The organism is Phormidium sp. FACHB-1136 (assembly GCF_014697375.1).
Taxonomy (GTDB): domain Bacteria; phylum Cyanobacteriota; class Cyanobacteriia; order Phormidesmidales; family Phormidesmidaceae; genus Nodosilinea.
This window is the reverse complement of the sequence record NZ_JACJRS010000007.1, coordinates 63,822-86,221: the sequence shown is the minus strand read 5'-3', so window position 1 is coordinate 86,221 and position 22,400 is coordinate 63,822. Positions and strand designations below refer to the sequence as shown.

The window sequence follows — 22,400 nt, the reverse complement described above, 5'->3', positions numbered from 1 at the left end:
ACTACTTTTATCCAGGAACGTTAATTAGAAAATTTTTACCTAAATATCTTGATGGGAATCTTATGGGCACCTCGATTAATTACCTTATTGCGAACTCGAAGAGCCTAAAACCCATGGAACTTCGTATCCAGCCTCAAGAAGATCTGTATTTTTCGAGGTGCTCTTATGCGGAAAATATCTAGTCTTAACGCTGAACCTGTTATCTTAGATCAATACCTTCGCCAGATTAGGCAGAGTTAGGGTGGCTAGGAGGTGGATGAATACGCCCTAAGTTGGCAAAGCGGTTGAGGGCTTGCGTCCAGAAACCGGGTGTGGGTTTTTGCGGAAGGAGATCGATGAGTTCGGTGACATAGCGGTAGCCGCGAGCGTAGGCTTTGAGGTCGAGGATAGAGGCGTCGGGCTGGGAGAGGCGTCGGGGTTTGAGGAGGGAATGGGAAAGGCTAACCATAAAGAAGGCGAGATTGGCGGCATTGGTGACGGGGGTGGGCTTGACGCTCATGAAGTCTTCGAGACCCCAGAATTGCTTGGCATCGCGGAAATTAAATTCAATCTGAAAGCGTAAGCGGTAATCGTCCACGAGGTCGGTGGCGGCCAAGGTTAAGTCGCTGCTGAAGAGAATGACATGGGCCCGGGCTTGGGTGCGGAGGTTGATTTTTTCGAGGATGACGACATTGAGGGGGTGAGCGAATTGCGCATGAACCGCCGTGCCGTGGTACCAATGGGTTTGAATCGTGCCCTCGCGCTGACGGGTGGTGGTCTGCTGGATCAACCAGTCGGCGGGCAAAGCGTGGTAGTCGAGCCTCGCCCCATACTTGCCCCGGGGATGGGCTCCGGTATAGGGCTGATGCAAGGCCGAGTCAGCGCGTAACTTAGAAATCAGGTGCAAGTGGTGCTGACGCACCATGCAGAGGGTCTTGTTGTTGCCAAAGTGACCATCCAGAACTAGGTACTTCACCGTTACCCAGCCCGCCATCCGTGCCAAGAGTGCCGTGAGGGTCGCGCTAATCCGCTGCAACTCAGCGGTGAGGGTGACCTGGTCTTTGGGCTGAGTCTTTCGTCCTTTCGGGCGACCCCCGCGAGACCTTGGCGCATCGTTCGTCCCTTTCTTGGCCGCTTTGGCGGCTTTAGCGGTGGCCATAGCCGCCTTTTCCTCGGCGGTACGCACCACCTGCTCAACGCTCACCGGGTAGGCCTGTCCCTCCGTGACCGCGACCAGTGACAAGGTGAAAAAGGCTAAGCCCGGTACCGGCTTGTCGTACAAACTACTGAAAAATCGGTCTAGCCCATGGGTCTGTGTCCCCGATTTGGTCACCACCACTTCGTCCCCCACCAACAGGTACGTTTCCTCGCGGCGGTAGCACTGCTGACAGAAAAATACCCACAGTAAACTGGCCCACGGGATGACGGTGTTGAAAAACCGTTGGACGCTCCGATAACTTCCCCCCGCTTCCGTCCACCGGGAGATCCCTAACATAGTCACCCGTCCACTCATCGCCAACATCGCCTGCGCAATCCGACTCAATCGCCGAAGACCCGTCTTATTCCAATGCGGTTCCAAGCCAGTTAAGAGCGCTAAGATTTCTAGCATGGGCTTCTGTGGTGAGCGGTTGTTTGGTTACTCCACTCTATGGCAGATGCCCTTCCTCATTTTGGCGAAGGTATTGTTAGATAACAAGCTTTAGTATAAATGCCCGGTAGATGAGCGGTCTTGTAATTTAATATTCTTTTATTTTTAGTGCAAAGTGACCAGAAAAGCGTCATTTCTAGAGCATGGTGGCATACCTTTGGTATGCCAGATCGGTAGACAAGGCGTTAGTGGTGATGAAAATACGGGCTAATGGGTAAAGTAAGCCGCTAGTTGGCGGCGTAGATCGGCGGCGGGGAGGGCGATATCTAGGCTAAGTAGGGCACCGCTAGGGTGGTATCGCTGGATCACCTCGCGCAGGTTGGGGGGAATATCGTCCTCGGCTCCGGCTAGGGCCGTAGCGACCTGATCCGCAAGGCGACCACTACCCGCCAGCACCAGCAGGGGCCGTCCCGTGGCTAGGTTGAGGTGTAGATCCACCGCCGCAATGGTGCCACCGTTGATGAGTAGCGTGAGGGCGGGCTTAGGGGTGGACAGGGTGGTGGCCAGGTCAGCAATCCAGGCCGACTCACTGCCCCACTCCCAACCGGGGGTAAACAGAAAGTGGCTATGGTGGGGCTCTAGACCTTGACCAAGGCTATCGACCACCGCTGAGAATAGCCCCGGACGAGATGCTTCTGTCCTGTCTAAAACGCGGGTACCGAGAGCCTTAACCTGGCCTTGGGGCAACACCCCAACCAAGGGAAAACAGCCCCCCATTCGATGGCGGGCTTGCCCCATCAGGCGCATCACTCCAGTATCGGTGCCCCCGTCGATCACCGTCAAATGATGTTCCTGGGCCAGGGGAGCAATGACCTCCTGAAAGACCCCCTGAAGTTGTTGTTGGCTGTCCTCCGCCATCAGCCCTGCTCCGCCCACAATCACAAGGGTGGGCCGAGGCCGATCCAGGGCCAAGTTATCCAGGGCTTGTTGGCTGGTGTGGTGGGGCGCAAGCCAGAGCCCCTGGGCATTGTGGCCACCGGGGAAGGAAAGGGTGAGGAGAGGGCCAAGGTCAACGGGTTCTGCCATGGTGATCCTTATATCCACTGCATTTTGCCCCGCCTAGCCCTGGACGAGGTGTGTCCAGGGCTAGGCGAATCCCCTGTTGTCCTAGGCGACTAGGTCGGCAATGACGGCTTCGTCTAGGTCAAAATTGGCGGTTACCGATTGCACATCATCGAGGTCTTCCAGGGCATCCATTAGTTTCATCAACAACCGGGCCTGATCCGGATCGGTGACGACCACCGTGTTGCTGGGCATCCAGCGCAGTTCACTTTGCTGCACGGCGTAGCCGTGGGACTTGAGGGCCGTGTCGAGGGGTTCCAAATCCGCTGGGGCACAGAACACCTCGGCTCCGGGGGTGCCTTCATCCAGATCGATCAACTCGTAGGTTTCGGCCCCGCCCTCCATGGCCGCCTCCAGCAGGGTTTCCTCGTTCCCTGGCTCGGCAATAGTCACCACACCCTTTTGGTCAAACATCCAGCCCACGCAGCCCGTTTCCCCCAGGTTGCCGTTGCGCTTGCTAAAGGCGGCTCGCAGGTCGGCGGCGGTGCGGTTGCGGTTGTCGGTCAGGGCTTCGATCAGCACGGCCACCCCCCCAGGGCCATAGCCCTCATAGCGGATCGACTCATAGCTATCGTCGGCCCCCAGTTGGCCCGCCCCCTTGGCAATGGCGCGGTCAATATTATCGTTGGGCACCCCCGCCGCCTTGGCCTTGTCGATGGCCGTCCGCAACTGGAAATTGCCCGCCGGATCTGGCCCTCCTATCCGTGCCGACACAATAATTTCCCGCGACATCTTGGCAAACACCTTGCCCTTCACCGCATCCACCCGGGCCTTCTGTCGCTTAATGTTGGCCCATTTACTATGACCTGCCATACCTCACGCGGGGATCACTGCATCTTCGATTCTATCGCTTGATTTGTCCCCTTCTGATCTTGAGGGACACATCTAAAAGAGACATCTATATGAGGAGCGCTACCAAACTGTGATGGGGATATTGAGTCTTATTTTTATTGGCCAGTCCCGAGGTACGCTAGGGCTCGTCCGATCCGAGGAAGTCCTCCAGTCCAGGGGGGAGGGTCCTGACAAGGTGCAGGCGGAAAGGATCGGCGCTGACGGCTTCCACATAGCTCGCCTGGAGGAATGGCCTAAACTCCTGACGATTGGCAGCATAGACCTGGGTGAACGCTACCACCAAGGACTTGTTGACCCCCCGCGTGATACCAAGCGCTTCGTCAATACCCTGGGCTAGGTCTTGGTCAAAGTCGAGCAATTGGCTGATGGATCGGGTGAATTCGGGGCCATGGGAGGTATTGTCTGCCAGGTAGAGATAGCGGTCGGGAGTGGTCAGCCAGTGAAAGGCCGATACCTGCTGTGGCACCACCGGAGCCACCACATCCAAGACACCGCCCAAAATCATCACCGGACGCTGAATGGCGGCCATCCCCTGGGGGCCAAACAGGTTAGAAACCGGGGCAAAGGCCATCACCAGCGCCACCCGATCATCCCGGACACCCGTTTCCCCAAGCTGCTCCACCACGGCGGGCTGAGACTGTAGTGCCAGGGCGCGACATTCTAAGAGAAGCGCCGCATCGGCCAAAATATTGGCACTGACATCGCAGCGCTGGGCCAAACGCTCGAAGTCAATGGTGGCCCCAGCCAAGGCGAGGGCTGTATAGCCCCCAAAGGAATGGCCCGCCACCACCACCCGATCCAGGGCCAGACGCCCGCCAAAGTCGGCCCCATTGCGGCGGCTGAGTTCATCTAACAAAAACCGAATATCCAGGGGGCGATCAAGGAACTCCTGGGGCAGAAAGCTTTCCTGGGCCAGCCCGTTGAGCATGGCCTGCTGCTGGACAAAGTTACTGCCAATGTGCTCCGGCAGGGCCACCAGGACGCCATGGGAGGCCGCATGGGCTGCGACATCTAAAAAGCTTTGGGGACTGTCGCCCAAACCGTGGGAAATCACCACCACCGGAATCGGGCCGGGGACGCGGGCTAAATCTTGGGGCACCACCAGTTCCACCGGATAGGTGCGCTGGCGGGCTGGATCGGTGATTTGGAGGGAAATTTGGCGACTACCGTGGGGGCCGGGTTGGGTGAGGTCGGGCAGCGTGGTGAGGTCGAGGGATTGGGTGGCGGCTTCCTGGCTCGACTTGGCCCGCACCGCCTCCACCACGACCTGGGTAGCCTCTGCTTCGCCTAGGGTCTGCTGGGCATTGCGCAGCAGTTGGGCCAGATCTAGGTTGATGGTTCTGGTGGGAAAATGGCGAATCACGCCCATCAGAGAGACGCTACTGTCCTCCGCTGCCGACCGAATCAACGCGGCCCGTAGCGCTCGCTGGCCGTTCAACCGGGCATCGGTGCGAATCACCTTGCCTAAAAAGGCCAGGGACTGCTCTCCCATCGGGTCGTAGAACCACTGGCTGAGGGGAACTAAATCGGCCTCGCGGCGGGCGTTCAGCCCAGCCCTAAACCCTTCCTGTTGGTTGGGGGTAAGGCGGCGCAGAAGCGGATCCAACTCCCGACTAGGGGGGGCACCCTGGGCAAACGCCTCTAGGGCCGACACAGGCACCGAACGCCCAAAGGGGCCGAATTCTAAGACCACGGTTTCTGCGGCCTGGGCCGAAGGTGCCCCCCCCAGCCCCAGGGTCGCCGCTACGGTCAGCCCCGCCCCACCCAACCCTGCCAGCCACCGCTTACCCATAATTGACCTCACCTAGGCCGATGCAAAGATTTTCCTGAGTTTAATCTCCATCGATGCATCCGTAAATGTGGCTCAGCAAATTTGAGAAAATGGCGCTGCTGAATAGCCGTATGAATGGGTGACTTCCATAACGAGTTTCCAAGGCATCTCGGCGTTGCTGCATCCTCGGAATCAGCAACGCCAAGAAAATTATTGATGGGTAAAAAATAAACCGATGACGGGACCAACCCAGGGACTAGGCGGTCATGCCATCCGCTGGGATGAGTTTTGTTAAAAGCCAAAGCCACCGACCCGCCAAGGGCTATGATCAAACCATTCAGGCAAGAGGAACCGATGCTTCCTGCCTTGAGATCTCCATGGGATAAGGGTTGAAACCATAATGACGATGGCGATTGATTCCGCATTCGATTCAGGCCGCCCTGGCGCAGACCAGCCCGCCAGCGATAGCTACACCCCCCTAGCGGGCAGCGAGTCGAGGGTTGAAAGCCCCCGCTACCGATGCCCTGTGGCTAGTTGCCATCAAACCTGGTACCGCCACATCGTGGATGAAGCCATTCCCCACTGCCCCATCCACGATGTGGTCATGGTGCGGGACAGCAAGGTTCACTAGCCCAAAGTTACTAGCCCAAAGTTACTAGCCTAAAGTTACTAGCCTAAAGTCACTAACCTAAGGAGGGTGGGCATGGCCTAGAACCCCATCGCCTGGGCCAAGACGCCTAATTCCGGGACGAGGCCACCTTTGACTTGGTTGTTGCTGTGGGCAATGGCGGTGTCAGGATCCTTGAGGCCGTTACCCGTGAGCACACAGACCACCTTGGCGGCGGCGGGCACTTGGTCTTTCACCTTCAGCAATCCGGCTACGGAGGCGGCGCTGGCGGGTTCGCAGAAAACTCCCTCTAGGGCCAGAATGCGGTAGGCGTCGAGGATTTCCTCATCGGTAACGGCATGAAAACTGCCGCCGCTGGCATCTCGAACCGCTTCGGCCTGTTTCCAACTGGCGGGGTTACCAATACGAATGGCGGTGGCCAGGGTGTGGGGATCGCTGACCACATGGCCGTTGACTAGGGGGGCGGCTCCAGCGGCCTGGAAGCCCATCATTTGCGGCAGGCGACACTTACCCTGCTGGTGATATTCACTAAAGCCCATCCAGTAGGCGGTGATGTTTCCGGCGTTGCCCACCGGGATACACAGCCAATCCGGCGCATCCCCCATCACGTCCACAATTTCAAAGGCGGCGGTTTTTTGCCCCTGCAAGCGGTAGGGGTTCACCGAATTCACGAGGGTAACGGGGTAGTCCTTGGCAAGCTCCTGCACCATCCGCAGCGCATCGTCAAAGTTGCCCTGAATGGCCAGCACCTCGGCCCCGTAGAGCAGGGCTTGGGCCAGCTTGCCCAGGGCTACATAGCCATCGGGAATCAGCACAAAGGCCCGCATTCCGCCGCGCCGTGCATAGGCTGCTGCCGCCGCCGAGGTATTGCCCGTGCTGGCGCAGATCACCGCTTCGGCCCCGTCTTCCTTGGCCTTGGAGAGAGCCATGGTCATGCCGCGATCTTTAAAGCTGCCCGTGGGGTTGAGGCCATCGTACTTGACCCAAACCTGCACCCCCCGCCCAATGCGCTCACTGAGGGCGGGCATGGCAATCAGCGGCGTGTTGCCTTCGCAGAGGGTGACCACCGGAGTTTGCTCGGAGACAGGCAGGTAGGGGCGGTAGGCTTCGATCAACCCTGGCCAAGGCTGGGTGCCGGGGCTGGGGATGCTGTGGGGCGAAACGGCGCTGACATCGTGGGAAGAAGGGTTTAAACGAATCGTCACGGTAGGATCAAGCAAAGAACAAGGATTGAACGAACAAACGCTGGATGGGAACAACCTGGCCCCGGCCTGGGGAGACGCCCCTAGCCCTTCCGGCCCTGTCGGTGGTGTCTCACCAGTTTACCGTGTGCGATACCCCGATTTTTCAGCGCTGGGATTAGGGTCGCCGGATCCACGTCTGACCTGTTCTTGGCGGATCCAGTTGAAAAACTGCCCTGGAAGACCTCCTGCGGGCTGAGGCAGTTAGTTTAAGATAGTCCTCTGGACAGGACGGTTAAAATAGCTTAACGTTCTGACTGAGTACATGACTGAGTATATTTCGCTAGGGTCTTGCCGATGAATGCCCCCGCTGATCGCGCCAATGTCTCCATCTCCCCCGCTGCCCTCGGGGAAGTGGATCGCGAAACGGCCCCCGCCGCCTCTGACCAAATTTGCTGGATTGAAGTCAGCCAGTCTCCCTATGGCCCCGATCACCAGGTGGAGCTCCTCCATCTCCAGGCCGAGGCAGACGCGCTCCTATTGCAGCTCCAGACCCTGCATCACCAGCGCCAAACCAACGGCGGCACTCCAGCCTAGTAGCCATCCCCTAGGGCACCATCTCCATGGGTCATCTTCCAGAGAATTCGCTATTCTATGGGGGAGTTGTGGGGAAAAGGCGCATGAGCTATTCAGGTACACCTAAAATTACCGTTCTCTCCGGTGCCGATGGCAAGGCGTCGTCGCCCAATCGGAACCTGTATTTTGCCCTAGGTGGGGGAGTGCTAGTGGCGCTGCTAGTGGGGGGTGGGTTGAGGCTGTGGCAGTCTCAATCGTCTAGCTCAGGCAGCGGTGCTGCCGATAGCCCTTCATCAGACGCGATAGCCGATGGGGTACTGGGATCAGAACTGGCAAAAACGGCTGATTTTTCCGAACCCTTTGTGGCGGCGGCTCCATCCCTTACCCTCGCTGAACCAGACCTTCTGCAATCGACCTCCGCCCAGACGCGGGTGCCTGCCATTGCCGCTGGGCGACCCGACCCCTTTGCGCCCCTCGTGACCCCAGTCCGTATCCCATCCCGACCCGTCGCTGGGGCTATTCCTACCCCGCCACCGCCGCCCATGCCGCTGGCCGCGCCCACCGCCGCGCCCACCCCTGTGGCCCGACCCTCAACCGCCCAGCCACGGCCAGCGGTATCCATAGCGGCGACCCAGGCGTTGCCTCCGCTGCCCACCGTCACCATGCCGAGCTTACCTGTCCCCCCCATTCCGGGTGGACTCCCCATGGCCGCCGAGACTGGGGCGACGACAGATCTGATCCCCAGCCCCGTAGCCCTCAGGAGTACCGTCGATCAGGTGGTCGTGAGCGGGGTTGTCCAGGTGGGCCAGCAGGTTCACGCCATTATTACCGAGCCGGGGAATCCCTCTGGGCGGCGGGTCAGCCAGGGCGACACCGTGGCCGGGGGGCAGGTGCGCATCAAAGCGATTGATCTCTCAAGCCCCGATCCCACCGTAGTGTTGACCTACAATGGCCGAGATTATTACCGCACTGTAGGGAGCGCGGGCTTGCTCTAGGGCGGCATTCCCAGCCCTAGCCCTACGCCTGCACGGTTAGCGTCACTTGGGTGACCAACTGGCCGATGACGGGCCGAGTAGTGGCCAAGGTTTGACCGCTCACGGGGGCCGTATAGGGCGGAAACGGGCTGGCCGCAATGGCCACATGGCGCTCACCGACGGCTAACCCGTGGGTGGGGTCAAACCCGCGCCAACCGCCGCCCGGTACATAGACCTCGGCCCAGGCATGGAGGTCGCGGTGGGAAACGGCATCGTCTCCAGCTTCGTAGCCGCTGACAAACCGCGCCGCCAGCCCCACCGAGCGGCACACCTCCATAAACAGCACCGTAAAATCGCGGCAACTGCCTAGGCGCTTCTCCCAGGTGACACCCGGTGGCCAGGGGTCTCCGGTGCTGCGAGTGGTGTAGTCACAGGTTTCGTAGATGCGCTGGGTGAGGGTGGTGAGGAAAAAGCTGACATTGCCGTCTACCTCGTGGTTCAGATCCGCCGCCAGTTGGGTGGCCCTGGGGGAGATGGCGGGGTAGAGCATAGGCTGAAGGTAGGGCTGGAGAATGGCGACCAAACTGCTGGGGTAGTCGATGGGCAGGGTGGTGGCCCAGGGCTCCAATAAATAGTCGAAGGGGTTGGTGCGATAGGTGTCTACCTCCACCGTGGCGGCAAGGCTGAACTGCTGGACGGGGGTGGGGGCAAACCAAAGGCGGTGGCTATGGTTGCCATCGGTATCCAGCAGCGGCGTCTGTTGGGTGGGGATAGGAGACACCGCCAGGTGAAAGTGCGTCACCCGCTGGGCCGCATCGGTGCGGGGGTGCAGCCGCAGGGTGTGGGGCTGAAGCAAAACGGGTTCTGGGTAGTGGTAGGTGGTCTGGTGCTGAATCTGAAAACGCATTACGGATCAAGCCTCAGGGCCAAGGGGCGACCCTACCTTACCGCAAGTGGCCCCTTTCGTCTGTTCCTCTCTCTCCCAGACCCCACTCCTCCCGCTCAGGTCCAAGCAGAATTGCACGAATGCCGCACCGTTGGGCACCGTTGATTCAGGTTGTTGGCTATGCCTTGCGAGGTAGCACAAAAATGAACATTAGCCTACCCCTAACTCGGACACTTAGCTAGATAAATCAGGGGTATTCCCTCATAGGGATCAGCCAATATGTAGATGTTTACAAGATTAAGCATTTATAAAATAACGTTGTCACTTCCGAAAACTACGGTCATAATGTCATGAAATACAAGACTGCATTTTCCTGAATTCCTCGCAATGGGCTTCGTTCGTTGCGAGATTATTTTTGGAGAAAATCAGTGTGCGAGTTCATCCGCTTCAACACTTTAAAGTAGCCAGGATTACAAAAATGATTTTTATCTCTCAACAGGTGCATTGCCCCAACTGTGGACACTTGGCCGAACGTCATCATTTGCAGAAAGAACAGTTGGTGCGAACCCAGTGTAATGCCTGCGATTACCTTATGATTACTTGTACCCGCAGCGGCAAGGTGATTGAAGCCTACGCGCCGGGGATCTTTGTGGGGTCTGCCCGATAGCCCTCACCCCGTCAAGCCATCGACACAAGGTAGGAAAAGTGGCTATGATCTCGCCGGAAATGGTGCTACGGCAATGTCGTCTTTTAGGTCATGCCGAAGCGGTAGACATTGCCATTCAGGAGGGCACCATTCAGGCCATTGCGCCCCGACTAGAGGTCTTGGCCGCTCAGGAGTTGTCGGTGCAGAGCAAGCTGGTCAGTCCGCCCTTTGTGGAGTCCCACATTCACCTGGATTCTGCCCTCACGGTGGGGGAACCCCGCTGGAACCAAAGCGGCACCCTGTTTGAGGGCATCGACATTTGGCGAGAACGCAAGCAGTCCATCACCCTAGAGGACGTGAAGCAGCGGGCGACGACCACCCTGAAGTTACTGGCCCAGCAGGGTACCCTATTTGTCCGCAGCCATGCCGATGTCAGCGAACCGAGCCTCACCGCCCTGAAGGCGCTGTTGGAGGTGCGAGACGCGGTGAAGGACTGGATCACCGTGCAGGTGGTGGCCTTTCCCCAGGACGGTATCTACGGTAGTCCCGGCAACGATGCCCTGATCGAGACAGCGATGGAGATGGGGGCCGACGTGGTGGGGGGCATTCCCCACTACGAACTCACCCGCGAGGACGGGGTGAACTCCGTCCACCGCATTTTTGACCTGGCCCAGCAGTATGACCGCCTGATCGACATCCACTGCGACGAAATCGACGACGACCAATCCCGTTTTTTAGAAGTGGTCGCCGCCTATGCCCTCCGATCCGGCCTGGGGGATCGCGTCACCGCTAGCCACACCACCGCCTTCGCTTCCTACAACAATGCCTACGCCACCAAGCTCATGGGCCTGCTAGCGCGTTCCCAAATCAACTTCATCGCCAACCCCCTGATCAACATCACCCTCCAGGGCCGCGCCGATACCTATCCCAAACGACGGGGCATCACCCGCGTCAAGGAACTGTGGCAGCGGGGGCTCAACGTTAGCCTTGGTAACGACTGTGTGCAAGACCCTTGGTACAACCTGGGCACAGGCAATATGCTGGCCGTGGCTTCCATGGCCGTCCACGCCTGCCACATGACCGGACAGGCCGAAATCGATGCCTGCTACGCCATGGCCACCCACCACGGAGCGAAAACCCTCAAGGTGGAGGATCAGTACGGCATCGAAGTCGGCAAACCCGCTAACCTGATCGTCCTCGATGCCGACAGCCCCTACGACGCCATCCGCCGCTGCGCCACCGTCACCCATGTCATTTCTAGGGGCAAGCTCTTGGCCCAAACCCAGCCTGCTAGCACCACCTGGCTAGGGGCCGCCGAAAGCTAGGTCGCGATAGTAGGGCAACCACCACTCCGTACCGTTGGTCGGTAGACCGCCACCGACCTGCTACAGGCGAGTCGCCAACCTTAGCAGGCCGAATATACTCTGCCCTGGGGCAAAGATGTCATACTAAATCCGGCTTGTTTGCCCCCGGTATTAGCGGGCGAGGAGACCTCGCCCCTACACTTTGCTGGGCTGGGAATCGGGGTTATCTAATCGGATTTGGTATCACCTCATTTGCCAATGCAGAAACGGCTAAAAATGTCGTCTAGCATGGATTCCGTGAGTTCATCCCCGGTGATGGATCCGAGGGCGTGGATGGCAGTGCGTAGATCAATCGTCCAAAAATCGAGGGGCAGTTGACCGTCGATGGTCTGCTGCACCTGGCGCAGGGCAATTTGGGCCTCGGTGAGGGCGGCGGCTTGGCGTTGGTTGAGGGTAAATTCCAAATTACTCAGGGCGATCTGGTCGGCGTGGATGGCTTGGAGAATCGCCTGTTCTAAAGCGTTGATGCCCTGATTTTGGGCGGCGGCGGTGTAGACTGTCGGTACGTTGGCGGCGGGTAGGGAAATGGCGATGTCCTGATCCACCAAGTCCCGCTTGTTGATCACCACAATCAGGGGCCGATCCTGCACTAGGTCGTAGAGGGCTTGATCTGCCTCCGTCCAGCCCGCTGTGGCGTCCAGGGTCAGCAACACCAGATCCGCCGCCTGGGCTGCTCGTCGGGAGCGTTCAATGCCGATCTGCTCCACCTGGTCGGTGGCTTCGCGAATGCCCGCCGTATCCAACACCTGCACCGGAATACCGCCCACCACCAAATGCGACTCCACCACATCGCGGGTCGTCCCCGGCAGGTCAGTGACAATGGCCCGATCCGTCCGGCTCCAGGCATTCAGCAGGCTCGATTTGCCCACGTTGGGCCGTCCCACAATGGCCACCTTCAGCCCCGTGCGCAGGCGTTCCCCCTGTTCTGCCGTGGCTAGCAGGGTGTTGACTTCCGCCAAAACGAGGCTGAGGTTATCCCGAATAGCACCCTCATCCAGGGGCGGCAGGTCGTCCTCAAAGTCAATGCGGGCTTCCACCTCCGCCAACATGTCCAAACAACGGGAACGCAGGGCGCGGATAGGCTGGGTCAGTTTGCCCTGCACCCCCGCCAGGGCCGTCCTTGCCGCCAGGGTAGATTGCGCCGCCACCAAATCCGCCACCCCCTCCGCCTGGGTGAGGTCGAGCCGTCCGTTCAGAAATGCCCGCAGGGTAAATTCCCCCGCCTGGGCCAGCCGCGCCCCCTGGTTGAGGCACAACTGCAACACCTGCTGCACCGCCATTACCCCGCCGTGGCAGTGGAATTCCACCACATCCTCGCGGGTGTAGGAACGGGGAGCCAGCATCAGCATCAATAGTGCCTCATCCACCGTCTCCCCCGTGGTGGGGTCTTCCACATAGCCGTAGAGAATGCGGTGGCTCTCCCAGGGTTGCCGACCCGGAGCGCGAAACAACGCCTGGGCGATGGTCAACGCTGTGGCCCCCGACAGCCGCACAATGCCCACACTGCCCTGCTGCGGCACAATGGCGGTGGCAATGGCGGCAATGGTTTCGCCCTGAAGCGGGTGGTTGGTTTGAACCATAGCGGTATCCGTGAGCACGCCTAGGCTTGGGCCGAGGCCGCTAGAAACCCCGCAGCCAGGGTCTGCATTTTTTTGAAGATGTTGTAGAACCCATTGGCCCGCGACGGGGTGAGGCTGACATCGAGTTGGGTGTCTTTGATGAAATCGGGGCTGAGGTCAACAATTTCCTGGGGGGTGAGGCCATTGAGCCCCCGCACCAGAAAGGCCACCAAACCCTTGGTAATTTGGGCGTCGGAATCCGCCTGATACTGCATTTTGCCTTCCACCAGGTCAGCCACCACAAACACTTGGGACACACAGCCCTGCACCTTGCTTTCCGGCGTTTTGTACTCGTCGGGCAGGGGTTCCAGCTTTTTGGCCAGGAACAACAATTGCTCGTAGCGGCGCTTGGGATCGGCGGTTTGCTGAAAACGGCTGACCAGTTTTTCGATGGAGGCAGGGCGAGTAGACATAGAGCAACGTGAGGCTACACCGATTATTCTCACACAACCGCTCCCATGGGGTTCGGGAGCGGTTGTGAACTTGGACTTAGTGGGTGATTTGGTTGAGGCTCCAGTTGTAGGGGAGATAGCGGACGGTGGCGGTTTTGGACACTTGGGGGTTGTACTGGGCAATGTAGGCCGCAATGGAGGGAGCCGCTACCCGAAAGTCGGCCTCGTACCACTGAAAGATTTTGCTGCAATAGAGGATGTCTTGGTCGGCGTCGTAGCGGACTTTTTCGGGGTTATTGAGAAAGCGCTGGGCGTCGGTATCGAGTTGGGCTTCGACGATACCGGGCAGATAGGCTTCGTTGCGCAGAATGGGGCAACCTAGGGAGGCACAGACGAGGGCGAAGTGAATGCGCGGATCGGCAAAGGTGGCTCGTAATTTACGGTGTTCGATGTGGTTGAGGCTGAGGAACTGGCCGTTCAGCCGATAGACCGGGCGGCTGAGGAACACCAGCAACCCCAGCCAGTTGGGAATGCCCAACATCTTGGGCCGAATGGAGGCGATGGGGTAGCGTAGCAAGACCTCCTGTACCATCAGCGCATTGTAGAGATTCAGCCAAAAGGCGAGGTGCTCCTCCGGGGGAAGATCGGCCACAGCCACGGTTTGCAATTCCGTCAGCCAGTCCGCTAGCATCGCCATCGATTCCTGCCGCCAGCGGCCATAGTCCACCAAGCCCTGGTCGTCCACGTAGGCTTGCAGCATAAAGTCCCAGGGGGCAAAGGTGAGCATAGGGCAGGTCGGGAACTTTTTTCGGGAAAGGGCTTCTCCACAATCTTACCGAACCCTCCAGGGAACAGATCCCAGGGTTCTTGGAGAACCCTGGGATTTGGGGGGCTAGCGCAGTTCTAGATCGAGCCCTTCTCGGCGGCTGCGAAGGTCGTAGTATAAAACGCCTTTCACCGCTTGCCAGATGGGCAGAATCAAAATGCTGCCTGCAAGGCTGAAGATAAAGCCGATCACCTGGCTGACGACAATGACTGTAATGCTGTCGGGCAAAAAGGCAAAGAAAAGGCTGGGCAAATAGCTCGTGACAGAAAGAACAGGAAACTGGATTAAGAACGTGGCCAAAAAGACAATCTGGATACGGCCAATGGATTTTTGGGTGAGTTCCCAACTGCGGCTGAGGCTGCTGCCAGCGTCTTGGTTCGGCTCTACCGCCAGTACCACTTCGGGAATAAACAAATGGGACACCACCCAAATCAGCCCTAGGGTGAAGATAGCGATGCCCAGCAACACCCCTAGAATCGACCCCACAATGCCGCCCACGGTGCTGTTCGTTAGAGCGCCCAGGAGTCCGCCCACTACCAATCCTGCCCCAACGCCCACCAGCGCCGCCGCCAGGGCAGAGACCAGATAGGCCGCCATAAAAGCCAGGGCCAGCAGAAAACCCAGGGAAAGAAACTGACCCAGCTTCGGATTGAGGTCACGGCGCACGTCCAGGGAGGTTTCGGGCTGGTTGATGAGATCGCGAAAGGACAGCCGTCCGATGACGCTAGAGATCATGGTGTATTTCGCCATGCCATAGAGCAACGGCACAAAGCCCACCAGCGCCCCCAGCAATCCGCCAACGATGGCCAGCCCCTCGCCACCCACGGCCCCCAGAACACCTGCTAACAGGCCGGTGACCGCCGCCATCCCCAGAATGCCCCCAAAAATCCACAGGGTAGCTAGGGCCGACAGTTGCAGGTAGGTCTTGAAACGATCCCGGTACAGCCGCAGGGCCGCACTCACCACATCGCCAGGATTGAGGGGGCCAAGGGGGGCGCTAGGAGCATCGGAAAAACCCATGGGAAAAACCTGCCATCGATGGAACAGTGTCCCCGGTGGTTGCCCAGAGCGAGGGCCACTGGGGGTAGTCTTAGACCTTGAGAGTAGCCTACACTGCGGTTGAGGTTCCCGTTTTTCCTGATTTACTTCATGAATGTTCAGCGTTGGATGGCCCGCCGCGAGGCCAGTTGGCGGCAGTTGGATGCCCTACTTCAGCGGGCCGAGAAAAAGGGATTGAAAAGTCTTTCGGGGATACAGGTGCGGCAAATGGCCAGCCTCTATCGTTCCGTATCGGCGGATTTAGCCCGCGCCAAAAGCAACGCCGTGGGGCAGGCGGTGATTAAGGATTTACAACAACTTACCAGCCGAGGGTATCGCCAAATTTACCAAGGCTCTCGGCGGCAGGAATGGCAAGAACTTCTGGACTTCTACCGCTACGGCTTCCCCGAAACCGTACAGCAAACCTGGCCCTACATCGCCATCGCCACCGCCCTGTTTGGCTTGGGTGGGCTGGTGGGCTGGTGGTTTGCTTGGCAAGATCCGGCCTTTCTAAGGTCGGTGCTGGGCCAAGCGTTTGTAGAAGAAGTGAAAACCAGCCAAGAACTCTGGACGGTGTCGATCCTCGGTGTGGAACCCGTCGCCTCCAGCCAGATCATGATTAACAACATTGGCGTTTCCCTGTGGGCGATGATTGGCGGCATTGCCATGTTTATGCCCAGTGTGCCCCTGCTCACACCGCCGGGAGCCTTTACGGTCTATCTGCTCCTGTTCAACGGGTTGATGATTGGCTGTGTGGGCGTGTTGGTAGCTCAGGCTGGGCTTGCCTGGGATCTATGGGCCTTTGTATTTCCCCATGGGTCGTTGGAACTTCCGGCTATTTTTATGGCGGGGGGAGCGGGGCTGCTGCTGGCCCGCAGCATTCTGTTGCCCGGAGCCTATCGCCGTGCCGATGCCCTGCGGATTTACGGGCTCCAGGCAGTGCGGCTGCTCTATGGCATCATCACCCTGCTGGTCATAGCAGGTATCATCGAAGGCTTTTTTTCGCCCCAACCCTGGATTCCCAATGGCCTTAAGTACGCGGTAGGCATGGCCCTATTCATCGGCCTAGTGCAGTATTGCCGCCGCCAGCGTCCGGCCTAGGGTGATGCCCTGGCCCTAGGGTTGTGGTTGCAGAACCGCGTCTAACCCTTCGGCAGACAGGGTGGTACTGAGGTGCATGGGGAAATCGTTGTGGCTGATGGCTTGGACAAAGGCCGCTTGCACCATGGGCCGAAAGCGCTCATCTCGGTTGAGGGTAAGCTGAAAGTAGGCTAGGGCCAGCACCTGCATGTAGGCTTGGGCCAAATCGGGGCGAGGGCCGATAATTTCGGGGGGGATGGGCAGGGGTTGTTCCTCGGCGGGCACGTCGCCAATCACGGAAAAATGGGTACCTCGATCCAGCAAGACCAGGTAGCGTTCGGGGGTAGACAGCCAGGTGAAGGGCTGGATTTGTTCTGGGAAGGCAGGGGCTACGGTATCCACGGCGCTGCCGACCATCATGACGGGGACGGTAATGCGGTGATAACCCCCTGGGCCGAACAACGCACTACCCACCGGGTTCATGATGAAAATGGAGTTGATCCGCCGATCCTGAAGTTGCTGGCGAGGATCGATCAGATTGGTGGCTTGGCACTGCAATAGCAGTGAGGGGTTAAAGGTGAGCACCGCCGGAGGGCATTCGGTAGCCAGGGTTTCTAGGTCAAAGGTGGCCCCAGCGAGGGCCAGGGCCGTGTAGCCCCCGAAGGACTGGCCCACGGTGCCAATGCGGCTAAAGTCCAGGCGGATCGGCAGGGGAGATTCGCCATTCTGGAGGTTTTGGAGCGCGTTAATTGCCTGAGTAATCTCCTGGGGGCGGCGAAGAAACTCGGCGTCGGGCACCACTTCGGCGGTGCGGCCCTCCAACAGCGCCATCAGTTGTTCATCGTTGCTGCCAGCATGTTCGATGGCGACGACCGCAAAACCCGCACTGGCCAAGGCCTGGGCTAGATAGGTATAGCTGTGGCGATTACTACCTAGCCCGTGGGAAATCATCACCAGGGGAAAGCCTGCCCTTGGATCCGTTTGGCCGTCCCGCAGTTGGGGGAGGTAGAGGTTGGCGGGGCGGTCTAGGCCGGGAAGGGATCGGCTGATCGACTGCACCCCGTAGGATCGCGATTCCTGAAGCAGGCGCAACAAATCCGAGACCTCCGCTGGGGTCAGGGGGGTCGCCTCTGCTTCTTGCTGGGCTAGATTTTGCACCAGAGCCACGGCCTGGGACGATTGCACAATTGCCCGGTTAATTTCCTCCGCAACCGCAAACCCTGCGGAAAGATCAATACGAATGGCCTCTAGGGGGTAGGCCCGCAGCACATCCAAAAGGGTGATCCCTGCCTCAGCATTGACAGCCCCTAGAATCAGCGCAGCCCGCAGGGCGGAAAAATCACCCACCCGCGCCGGGGTGCGCACCACACGGGTCAATTCCCGCAGCAGCCGTTCGCCCTGCTGGGTATAGAGAAACTGGGCTATGCCGACCGGGGTGATCCTCTCTACCGGGGTGGTCAATACCCGCTGCACCTGATCGAGTTGAGCCTGGGAAAATTGCAAATGGCGGTTATAGGCCCGCAGTTGGGGGGTAAGCTGCCCCGTGGCGGCAAAGGTTTCAATGTCTTGGATGGAAATAGTGCGCTCAAGGACGCCATAGGTAATAATGAGTCGTTCAGCGGCTGGGCTAGGGGTGGCCAGGAGGCTCAGCCCCACGGTAGCCAAGGATAAAACCCCATAGCGCCATCGTCGCCACCCACCCCATGGCCCAGATGGTGGCGTTCTGATGTCCTCGGCGGGCCTTGTCTCAGAACGCCTTGTTTCGGAACGCCCTTTTGCGGAACGCTTTTTCTCGAAAAGGATGTAGCTCCGACGGCTAAGGGGTTGTAGCATTGCCCATCACCTGATCCAGAAACCCCTCACAGGCATCCATCAGTAGTTCAATGACGTAGGTAAACCCTTCTGGGCCACCGTAGTAGGGGTCGGGAACCTCTTGGTCGGGGTGAGTGCGGCAATAGTCGCACATCATTTTTACCTTGTGGCTATGGGCCTTGGCTCCATCTAGGGCCAAAATATCCCGATAGTTGTGGCGATCCATAGCCAAGATCCAGTCAAAGCGGTCAAAATCGTCTGGGGAGAACTGACGCGCTTGTCCCGTCAAGGTAATACCAAAGTCCTGAGCCGCCGCCGCCATTCGACGATCCGGTGGACTCCCCACATGGTAGCTGGCCGTCCCCGCCGAATCGCAAACCACTTGGTCTCCCAACTGCCGCTGCTGCACCAGATGGTTCATGATGTTTTCGGCGGAGGGGGATCGGCAAATATTGCCAAGACAAACAAATAAAAGGCGTGTGCTCATAGCCATTCCCAGCAAAATTCGTAGACAGCGAGGCTACCCCTCACCCAGTATCACCAGACGTTGCCCCAGTCTTTCGTCGTTTTAAGGCGAGGGGGCCGCCTGTCGCCTACAGTCCGGGCAGATTGAGCCCCCCGGTCAAGTCTTCCATCCGATCCCGCATGGTGGAGGTGGACTTTTGATAGGCATCCTTCATGGCCGCCGTAATCAGATCCGACAACACCTCAATGCCTTCATTCATGGCTTCGGGGGCAATGGTGATCCCACGGGGTTCCTGGTTGCCGCTCATGATCACCTTCACCAAGCCACCGCCCGCTTCGCCTTCAATCTCCATCTGCTCTAGCTCTTCCTGGAGTTGTTTGGCCCCTTCCTGAATCTGTTGGGCCTTTTTGAAGGCTTCGGTTAGCTCCTTCATTTTGCCTAACCCAAACCCAAATCCTTGACCTTGTGACATGGAGTTACTCTCGAACGAACGGCTAATGTATCTATGTGCCCATGGGCTATACGATTTTAGCGCCCAGCGGCGGTTTGTAGCGGGGCCACGGGCCACTAGGGCGCACTGGCTAAGGCGTGTTGACTAAGACGCACTGGCTAAGGGGCATTCAGTCGATCCTGGAGGGCGGTGGGGCCAATGTCTTGCAGCGTATACCCCTGGGGATAGGTGCGAATGGTCTGATCCACAAAAAAATCGGCCTCGGTGCGGGGAGGCAACCGCCGAAGCCAGCAACTGCGGCTGACCAGGGCTGATTTAACGAGGGTCTGAAGCCAAGGTGGGGACGGTGCCCAGCCCAACGCCTGGAGCAACGGTTCATCCAACAGCGCCGGAACCCCCCCATTCACCACCCACCGCAGGGGATCCGGAAACCAAGACAGCAGCATGTGGCGCGTGGCATTGGCAACCCGCTGATTGCTGGGGTGGTAGGCAAATCGCTCCGCCTCATAGTCCCGATTAAACTGGTCAAAGGCCGCGTAGCTAGGGGGAAGCTCCCGCAGCCCCATACGCTGCCCCACCGCCACCCAAAAGTAGTAGCAGGCCAGCTTTTCGGTCTCGCCTAGGGGTCGCCAGCCAAAGCGATCAATCCAGCGAATCGGCTCATAGATAAACGTAGACAGCACATAGAGAAAGTCCTCGTTGGCAATGGCATAGTGGCCATGGATGGCATTCATCCGCTGAATAAAGGCGTCGCCCCTAGGGCTGTCATAGCCCTGCTTAAAGACCTCAGCCACCACAATGCCCGTATCGTCGTAGCGCTTTTGGGCCTGGTGCTGAAACTCGCCCGTTCTGTCTAGCAATTGGGCAATGCTGGGCACACAAAACGTCCGCAGCAGCGCCACCTCCAGCGCCCGCGTCATATCCCAAGGGAACTCATAGCCCGCCAACAGATGACAAATGCGCTGGTGATCCCGTTCTGGATCCAGACTTTCGATATCGTGCAGCGTTGCATACCGATTCATGTCCTCCTCCCCATCACCCATGACAACGTTTCGCTGTCCTTCAGGATAACCTGACCACCCAAGGGGGCAGGCACTGGTCGCTACCTAGTTTTGCGAGGATTCCTACAGCAACGTCGGCATGGTTTCATCCTGGGCGGAGTTGACCTTATTGGTAATCCATACCGACTGGTAGGGCTTGAGGATATAGACCGTATCTAAATCAGCAAATTTGTCGCCGCTAATCAGGTCAAACCAGTCGTCGGTACTGACAAGGTTGAGGTCACTAAAGCGGAGTTCCTGGGGTTCATCGCTGAGATTGTGGACGGAAAAAATACTTTGGTCGCGGGTGAGGCTTTGTCGCCAGAAGGCAAATAGGGCACGATTAAGCGGATGCAGGGTGTATTGGGTGGCGTTGGGATGAAAAGCGGTTTGTTGGCGGCGAATTTTGATCAGTCGGGTGAGTTCTTTGAGCACTTTGGCATGGGGTGTAGCGGGGTCGGCTAAGGCCACTTCTAGGGTATTGAGATCCCATTTATAGCGGTTAATCGTGCGATTGTGACCCGTTTTTTCGACGCCCCCTGCATAGTTGTGGGTAGCTAATAGGCTATGAATATAGAAAGCGGGGATACCCTCTAGGGCCATCATAATGGTTTGAGAACAGAGGAAACGTTCAACCTGCCATTGGTCTTCGCCCTTGACAGTTCCCTTGAGGGCATCAAATAAAGAAATGTTGATTTCGTAGGGAGACTGGCTACCGTCGGGGCGGGTGCGCATACTAATTTTACCGCCGTGTTTCCGCATGGTATCGATCAGTTGCGCGTACTCGTCCTCGGTGAGTAATCCTTCGGCGGGGCGCATTCCAATACCGTCGTGGGAGGCGGTGAAGTTAAAGTAGGCGCAGCCAATCGGGGCTGGGGGCATACTCATCATCCAAGTTTTGAGGTGGTCGGAACGGCCCTGCAATAAGGCATTCAACAACAGCGGCGGCAGGCTGAAGTTGTAGATCATGTGGGCTTCGTTGCGGTTGCCGAAATAGCTGAGATTTTCCCGGTTAGGGACGTTGGTTTCGGTAATCAGCGCGATGCCAGGATCAATCATTTGTAGGATTTCGCGAAACAGGCGCACCATGGCATGGGTTTCGGGTAGGTGCATACAGTTGGTGCCCTGTTTTTTCCACAGAAAACCCACCGCATCGAGGCGAATGTACCGCGCCCCGGCTTGCACGTAGGCCACGATGATTTTGACGTATTCGATCAGCACATCGGGGTTTTTAAAATCCACATCGACCTGGTCAGCGCTGAAGGTCGTCCACACATGGCGCACACCCTCTGCTGTTTCGACGGGGGTTAGCAGCGGCGAACTGCGAGGCCGTACTACCTCAGACAAGTCTTCGCTGGGGTCGCCCGTGACAAAATAATGACGTCCTGGTAGTTCTCCAGCTTTAAATTGTTGAAACCATTCGTGTTGACTAGAGACATGGTTAATCACCAAGTCCACCATTAAATTAAAATGCTGAGCGATGCGTTTGACTTGCTCCCAATTTCCCAGTTCTGGGTTGACTTGGAGATAGTCAATTACCGCAAAGCCATCGTCGGAGCTATAGGGAAAGAAGGGCAAAATGTGAACCCCTGTCACCGTACCCTCTAGGTATTTTTCTAGAAATTCCGCTAACACCTCTAGGGGCGGACGTTGACCATCAATAACGCTATCACCATAGGTAATGAGTAACACATTATTGTGGTTCCATTTTTTCAGATTCTCCTGGCCAGAGGGGCAAAGGGTATCTTGAATGAGGTCAAAGATCTCCGTTGCTAACCGGGTAGCAAGATCCTCTGGGTAGATTCTTTGGAGTAGGGGCTTTAGTTGGTGGGACACTGGCTTAACAACGAGGTGATGATCTGGGGTGACAACGTTAACGATGGCCTAGGATGGCAGATTCTGGGCGGAAATGCCTTCCTTCTGGTGGGGGGAATGGGGGGTTGTCTGAAACACCCTTGGACGTTTCTGGGAGTGGGCCATGGCGATGCTTTCTCTCTATCAATACGGTGTATGGGGCTGACATTTAAGTCAAAACAGATACCTCAGGACGAAAAACGCCCCAGGCCAGGTAGATATCCTTAGCCTTCCCACGCTATGCCAAACCCACAG

At 58.1% G+C, this 22,400-nt stretch carries 21 protein-coding genes; 6 read left to right on the top strand and 15 right to left on the bottom strand.

Features of this window, described 5'->3' with window-relative positions; translation table 11 throughout:
• Window positions 1–226 precede the first annotated feature (226 nt).
• From H6G62_RS03925 to H6G62_RS03910, 4 genes are all read right to left on the bottom strand, one after another.
• Entirely contained in the window at window positions 227–1,588 is a 1,362-nt protein-coding gene (locus tag H6G62_RS03925) for a transposase (RefSeq protein ID WP_190492804.1), read from the bottom strand.
• A gap of 246 nt (window positions 1,589–1,834) precedes the next feature.
• Window positions 1,835–2,653, bottom strand: a complete 819-nt coding sequence (locus H6G62_RS03920) for a hypothetical protein (RefSeq protein ID WP_190492803.1) — start codon at window positions 2,651–2,653, stop codon at window positions 1,835–1,837.
• Window positions 2,654–2,734: 81 nt separating this feature from the next.
• Window positions 2,735–3,502 (bottom strand): YebC/PmpR family DNA-binding transcriptional regulator, encoded by a 768-nt coding sequence (locus H6G62_RS03915; RefSeq protein WP_190492802.1) that lies wholly within the window; start codon window positions 3,500–3,502, stop codon window positions 2,735–2,737.
• Between the two features lie 157 nt (window positions 3,503–3,659).
• Window positions 3,660–5,333 carry an alpha/beta hydrolase gene (locus H6G62_RS03910; protein WP_190492801.1) on the bottom strand — a complete coding sequence of 558 codons (1,674 nt, stop codon included), beginning with the start codon at window positions 5,331–5,333 and terminating at the stop codon, window positions 3,660–3,662.
• Window positions 5,334–5,712: 379 nt separating this feature from the next.
• Here H6G62_RS03910 and H6G62_RS03905 point away from each other — a divergent pair, with 379 nt between their 5' ends.
• A complete protein-coding gene (locus tag H6G62_RS03905; RefSeq protein ID WP_190492800.1) occupies window positions 5,713–5,943 on the top strand; it encodes a hypothetical protein in 231 nt (76 codons plus the stop codon).
• Between the two features lie 77 nt (window positions 5,944–6,020).
• Here H6G62_RS03905 and thrC read toward each other — a convergent pair whose 3' ends face one another.
• Entirely contained in the window at window positions 6,021–7,088 is a 1,068-nt protein-coding gene (thrC, locus tag H6G62_RS03900; RefSeq protein WP_190492817.1) for a threonine synthase, read from the bottom strand.
• A 390-nt stretch (window positions 7,089–7,478) separates the two neighbouring features.
• On the opposite strand from thrC, the gene H6G62_RS03895 reads away from it, so the two are divergent.
• Window positions 7,479–7,718: a hypothetical protein gene (locus tag H6G62_RS03895; protein WP_190492819.1), complete on the top strand. Its 240-nt coding sequence runs from the start codon at window positions 7,479–7,481 to the stop codon at window positions 7,716–7,718.
• A gap of 83 nt (window positions 7,719–7,801) precedes the next feature.
• A complete protein-coding gene (locus H6G62_RS03890) occupies window positions 7,802–8,692 on the top strand; it encodes a hypothetical protein (protein WP_190492799.1) in 891 nt (296 codons plus the stop codon).
• Window positions 8,693–8,714: 22 nt separating this feature from the next.
• On the opposite strand, the gene H6G62_RS03885 is transcribed toward H6G62_RS03890, so the two are convergent.
• Entirely contained in the window at window positions 8,715–9,578 is an 864-nt protein-coding gene (locus H6G62_RS03885; RefSeq protein ID WP_190492798.1) for a transglutaminase family protein, read from the bottom strand.
• Between the two features lie 457 nt (window positions 9,579–10,035).
• On the opposite strand from H6G62_RS03885, the gene H6G62_RS03880 reads away from it, so the two are divergent.
• The gene (locus tag H6G62_RS03880; RefSeq protein ID WP_190492797.1) at window positions 10,036–10,224 is read left to right on the top strand and encodes a replication restart DNA helicase PriA; all 189 of its coding nucleotides are present in this window, start codon (window positions 10,036–10,038) and stop codon (window positions 10,222–10,224) included.
• 44 nt (window positions 10,225–10,268) lie between these two features.
• Window positions 10,269–11,528 (top strand): cytosine deaminase, encoded by a 1,260-nt coding sequence (codA, locus tag H6G62_RS03875; RefSeq protein ID WP_190492796.1) that lies wholly within the window; start codon window positions 10,269–10,271, stop codon window positions 11,526–11,528.
• A 227-nt stretch (window positions 11,529–11,755) separates the two neighbouring features.
• Here codA and mnmE read toward each other — a convergent pair whose 3' ends face one another.
• From mnmE to H6G62_RS03855, 4 genes are all read right to left on the bottom strand, one after another.
• Window positions 11,756–13,147, bottom strand: a complete 1,392-nt coding sequence (gene mnmE, locus H6G62_RS03870) for a tRNA uridine-5-carboxymethylaminomethyl(34) synthesis GTPase MnmE (protein WP_190492795.1) — start codon at window positions 13,145–13,147, stop codon at window positions 11,756–11,758.
• A gap of 20 nt (window positions 13,148–13,167) precedes the next feature.
• Window positions 13,168–13,599, bottom strand: coding sequence for a SufE family protein (locus H6G62_RS03865; RefSeq protein ID WP_190492794.1), 432 nt, complete (start codon window positions 13,597–13,599; stop codon window positions 13,168–13,170).
• A 76-nt stretch (window positions 13,600–13,675) separates the two neighbouring features.
• Window positions 13,676–14,365, bottom strand: coding sequence for a DUF547 domain-containing protein (locus tag H6G62_RS03860; RefSeq protein ID WP_190492793.1), 690 nt, complete (start codon window positions 14,363–14,365; stop codon window positions 13,676–13,678).
• Window positions 14,366–14,470: 105 nt separating this feature from the next.
• On the bottom strand, window positions 14,471–15,424 hold the full coding sequence (locus H6G62_RS03855; RefSeq protein ID WP_190492792.1) for a hypothetical protein: 954 nt from the start codon (window positions 15,422–15,424) through the stop codon (window positions 14,471–14,473).
• Between the two features lie 129 nt (window positions 15,425–15,553).
• On the opposite strand from H6G62_RS03855, the gene H6G62_RS03850 reads away from it, so the two are divergent.
• Entirely contained in the window at window positions 15,554–16,543 is a 990-nt protein-coding gene (locus tag H6G62_RS03850) for a stage II sporulation protein M (RefSeq protein ID WP_190492791.1), read from the top strand.
• Window positions 16,544–16,558: 15 nt separating this feature from the next.
• Here the strand turns inward: H6G62_RS03850 and H6G62_RS03845 are convergent, their stop codons facing one another.
• The 5 genes from H6G62_RS03845 to H6G62_RS03825 form a co-directional block, all read right to left on the bottom strand.
• A complete protein-coding gene (locus H6G62_RS03845; RefSeq protein ID WP_190492790.1) occupies window positions 16,559–18,355 on the bottom strand; it encodes an alpha/beta hydrolase in 1,797 nt (598 codons plus the stop codon).
• Entirely contained in the window at window positions 18,339–18,821 is a 483-nt protein-coding gene (locus H6G62_RS03840; protein WP_190492789.1) for a low molecular weight protein-tyrosine-phosphatase, read from the bottom strand. The genes H6G62_RS03845 and H6G62_RS03840 overlap by 17 nt, the downstream gene beginning before the upstream one ends.
• Before the next feature lie 106 nt (window positions 18,822–18,927).
• Window positions 18,928–19,272 (bottom strand): YbaB/EbfC family nucleoid-associated protein, encoded by a 345-nt coding sequence (locus tag H6G62_RS03835; protein ID WP_190492788.1) that lies wholly within the window; start codon window positions 19,270–19,272, stop codon window positions 18,928–18,930.
• 137 nt (window positions 19,273–19,409) lie between these two features.
• Window positions 19,410–20,273, bottom strand: coding sequence for an oxygenase MpaB family protein (locus tag H6G62_RS03830; protein WP_190492787.1), 864 nt, complete (start codon window positions 20,271–20,273; stop codon window positions 19,410–19,412).
• A gap of 102 nt (window positions 20,274–20,375) precedes the next feature.
• The gene (locus H6G62_RS03825) at window positions 20,376–21,983 is read right to left on the bottom strand and encodes a sugar phosphorylase (protein WP_347239285.1); all 1,608 of its coding nucleotides are present in this window, start codon (window positions 21,981–21,983) and stop codon (window positions 20,376–20,378) included.
• Window positions 21,984–22,400 lie beyond the last annotated feature (417 nt).